The organism is Arthrobacter sp. Y3225116, assembly GCF_059091245.1.
The window spans coordinates 1-1,728 of record NZ_JBNHGL010000393.1; the positions used below are offsets into that span (position 1 = coordinate 1).

At 71.4% G+C, this 1,728-nt stretch carries 2 pseudogenes; both read left to right on the top strand.

What is annotated here, in order from left to right:
* Positions 1–420: pseudogene (locus AC5RV2_RS17690) on the top strand (hypothetical protein); the annotation flags it as partial.
* A 9-nt stretch (positions 421–429) separates the two neighbouring features.
* Positions 430–1,728 (top strand): annotated as a pseudogene (locus AC5RV2_RS17695) (S41 family peptidase); the annotation flags it as partial.

Below are 1,728 nucleotides of genomic sequence, written 5' to 3' on the forward strand. Positions count from 1 at the left end.
GCGGCGGCCGTGCCCGCCCTGGCCTGGGTGCGCACCGAGGCCGTCAGGACCCGCGACGCAACGCTGCTCAACCGGGTCAATGTGCCCGGCACGGCCGTCATGGACACGGACCGGGGCATCATCGCGGCGCTGGAAGGCTCCGGCAGTTGGCTCGACGGGCTGGAAACCACGGTGGAGGAGGTAACCGTGGATCCAGCGCCACCAGGCGGAGGGCCGCAGGAATGGGTGGCCGCGACCGTCAGCACGTCGGCGTACCGGCAGGTGGCCGCCGACGGCAGCGTGCTGGGACGACGCGCCGAACCCAGCGTGCAACGGGTCCAACTTGAGATGGTGAGGCAGGACGCCGGCTGGCTGATCCAGTCAGTCCACGAGGCGCCCCGCCGCTCGGATGACCCCGGGGCCCGCACGGGCCGTGACTAAGATCGAGGCATGACTTCATCGAGCTACTTCCGCTACCCGCACGTGCACGGCGATCTGGTCACGTTCGTCGCTGAGGACGACGTGTGGGTCGCACCCCTTGCCGGCGGCCGGGCGTGGCGTGTTTCGTCGCTGCAACTGCCGGCCCGGAACCCAAGGTTCTCGCCCGACGGGCAGCACCTGGCCTGGAGCGTGGTGCAGGCCAGCGCGCCGGAGGCCGTCACGGCGTCGGTCGACGGCGGGGGATTCCGCCAACTGACCTACTGGGGGCATGCCAGCACGAAGGTAAAAGGATTCACGCCCGCGGGCCACGCCCTGGTGACGAGTTCCTTCGAACGCGAAGAATCACGTCACACCTGGGCCTACGCCGTGCCGCTGGACGGCTCGGACGCCCGGGTCCTGCCCTATGGCCCCGTGGACTCGATCGCGTTCGGGCCGGAACTCGGCGACGAGCGTCCGGTCGTGGTCGGCAGCGTGCTCTCGCGCGAACCGGCGTGGTGGAAGCGGTACCGCGGCGGAACGGCCGGCAAACTGTGGATCGACCGGGACGGCGGCGGCGAGTTCGGGCGCCTGGCGGCCGAACTCGACGGCAACCTGGCAGACCCGATGTGGATCGGCAACCGGATCGCGTTCCTGAGCGACCACGAAGGTTACGGCAACCTGTATTCGGTGCGGCCGGATGGAACAGGCCTGCGCCGGCACACCGACCACGACGGTTTCTACGTCCGCCATGCCGCGACGGACGGCACGCGCGTGGTCTTCGAATCCGCCGGAGAACTCTGGGTCCTGGACTCCCTCGACTCCCCGGACGCGCCGCGCCGGCTTGAGATCACGCTGGGCTCGGCATCAACGAGCCGCCGCGGCCGCCCGCTCGACGTGGCAAAGCACCTGGCCTCCGCCGTGCCGAATCCCAAGGGAACCGCCTCCGTCATCGAAACGCACGGCACGGTGCACTGGCTGACCCACCGGGACGGCCCGTCGCGCGCGGTGGAATCGACGCCCGGCGTCCGCGCCCGGCTCGCGCGGCCCCTCGGCGACACTCGGGTGGTCTACGTCGCCGACCACGACGGCGAAGAAGCCCTCTACATCCGCCAGGTCTTCGAACAGCTGTCCCGGTCCGACCAGCCTGCTCCCGCGGCAGCCGCGCCGGCCCCCGCCGAACCGGAGCCCGACGGCTTGCCGCGCCCGGTGTCGGCCTCCGCCGTCGTCCATCCGACCCAGTCCCAGCCCATCGTGGAGGTGCGGTCCGGCGGACGGCAAGGCGGCGGAAGCGGCGGCGGGGAACCGGACGCCCGTTCCGCCGAAGCGCTG